General features: G+C 62.4%; 1 protein-coding gene. It reads right to left on the bottom strand.

What is annotated here, in order from left to right; all coding sequences use genetic code 11:
• Positions 1-2079 (bottom strand): hypothetical protein (locus NW852_RS01070; RefSeq protein WP_414426395.1); only part of this gene is annotated, 2079 nt, incomplete at its 3' end.
• Positions 2080-2329 lie beyond the last annotated feature (250 nt).

Below are 2329 nucleotides of genomic sequence, written 5' to 3'. Positions count from 1 at the left end.
TCCCTCGTCGGCAAAGAACTTGATCGTGGTCGCCTTCAGGCCCGTACACTCGCCGATGACCGTGGTCAGCTTGCCCCCCGCCTGTTGCCAGCGGCTGAGGATGTGTTCGACCTGGGGCCGATCTAGCAGGCCCGCCTCCTGCAAGTTTTGGAACAGGCGCCTGGCCCAGGGGGTGAGCTCCGCCAACAGAGGATCTGCCGGCACCTCTTCCTCAGAAGGGGCAGGCTCTTCTGGCAAGGACTCCGCCTTGCTGACGCGAACGGTTGGGCGGGCTGCCGCTCTGCCCACCTCGGAGGAACAGGTTGGCCTCTTGCCTGGGTTAGTGGGCAAGTTGGCAGCTCTCAACTGGGCTTGGGCGGCCTCGGCGATCAGCTTCTGTTGCTCGTAGCTCACCCGCAGCAGGCGGTTGCGATCCTGCTCGGCTTTGAGGCTTTCCTGAAGAGACTCCAGGCTCTGTCGGTAGGCCGCCAGCAGCTCCTGCGCATCCCGCAGCTCCACCGTCAACTTGGCCTGCTGCTGTTGCAAGGCCCTGAGGCGGGATCCCAGGCTTTTCAGTTGTTGCTGGGCCTGTTCTAGGGCTTCTTGGCGGGCTTGCAGGAATCCCTCCAGTTGGGCAATGCGCTGATCGGCCTCGGCCCGCTCCGCCCTGAGCTGCAGAACCAAGACTTGGCTCTGCTGCAGTTGCTCCTCCTGTTGGGCAAGACGCGCTGCCGCTTCATGGTTGGCCGCCGTCAATTGCGCCACTTCCGCCTGCAGTTGTCGGAGCTGCGCCTGGAGGTTTTCCACCTGCTCTGGAGGAACATAGCTGGAAAGCCGCGCCATTTGGGTTTCGTGCTCTTGCTGCAACTGAGCGTAGCGCTCCTGCCAGCTCTGCACAGCGGCCTTTAGCTCCGCGACTTGTTCTTCCAGGGTGGCGACCTGCCTCAGGAGGGGATCTGCAGCCTCCCCCGAGGAGGCAGCCGGCTGAGCCAGTTGGGCCTGCAACTGATCCCGCTCCGACTGGAGCTGCCGCACCTGATCAAGCGCTGCCTGGAGCTGGGCGCGCAAATCGGCGACAACGCTGCTGGGCACAGAATCCAATTGGCGCTCCTGCAAAATCTGGATCTGCTCCCGCAGGTGCTCCAGCTCGGACTGATAGCAATCTCGCTGGGTTTGCAACTGCCGCTGCGCCTTTTGTTCGGCGGCGCGGGCCAGGGCCAGCTCCCTTTCCAGCCGTTGCAGGTGTTCTCGCCAGACTTGCAGATCCTGCTGCAACCTTGCTTGGTGCTGCAGCTCCTCCTGTTGCTGGCGGATGGTGGCTTCCAGTTTTTGAATGCGCTGCTGGTACTGGCTTTGGAAATCGGCAATCTGCTGGTTCATGTCCGCCAGGATCCGATCCCACTCCCGTTCCTGCAGCTCGATTTGGAGTTGCAGGGCCTCCACCTGCTTGCGGTAGTCGGCCAGGGTGGCTGGCTGAGCCACAGAAGCAAAAGGATCCTCAGCCGCAGAGGAAGATTCTCGCCCGCCGGCTGTTGTTCCCGGCAGGGGATCCCTTGCCGGATCCGAGGGATGAACAACTGGAAACAGCTCTGCCCCCTGGCAAGACAGCGAAGACTCCGTCCCGCTCCCTCGAGCAACCTCTTCGGCAGGGGAACGCTGAACCACCGCCTCTTGGGGGGACATCTGCGGGGCCTGGAGGGGATCCCTGGCCAAGAAAGGCTGCAGCGCCTCCCAGGCATTGGGGGAAGCCATCCGCTGCAGCTGCACCTGCACATCCAGGGCGCGATCCAAAATTGCCGGCTGAACCCAACCTTTCCAAGTGAGGATCTCCCCCAGTTTCCGCCCGTACCGCCGCTGTTGGGCTAAAGCCACCCGCAACTGCTCAAAATCCAGATAGCCCAGAGCCACCAAAATCTCCCCCAGAGACAGGGCCTGGCTAGGCAGGAAGCGGTAGAGATCCGACGGAGTCAGCCAGCCGTGCTCCAGGCAGACTTCTCCCAACTTAAGGTGGTTCTGCTGTTGCTCCCGCAAGGCCTGGGCCAACTGAGACTGAGAAATCAGCCCTGCCCGCAGCAAACGCTGCCCTAGCGGCAAGCTCAACTCAGCCTCACCAGCAGCGGCCCCCCTCCCTTCCAAAAAGGGAAACGGGCTGGAACCGCTCTGGGAGGGCGACGAGCGTGGGGGCATCGAAAAGATTCCAGCTCAGACATACTGTACTCTAGCCCATTTCCTGCTGGGGATAACAACGCTGTCGGCTGGTTGCCGAGTCACCTCTGCCCCAGTCTCGCCCCTAGCCCGTGGGATCCAGTCGCATTAAGACTTGGCCAAATTCCACCGGCTGGCCGTTGCT

This window comes from Synechococcus sp. H60.1 (assembly GCF_047462335.1).
In the GTDB taxonomy this organism is placed as follows: Bacteria; Cyanobacteriota; Cyanobacteriia; order Thermostichales; family Thermostichaceae; genus Thermostichus.
The sequence above is the reverse complement of the archived record's forward strand: the minus strand, read 5'-3'. Positions and strand labels throughout refer to the sequence as shown.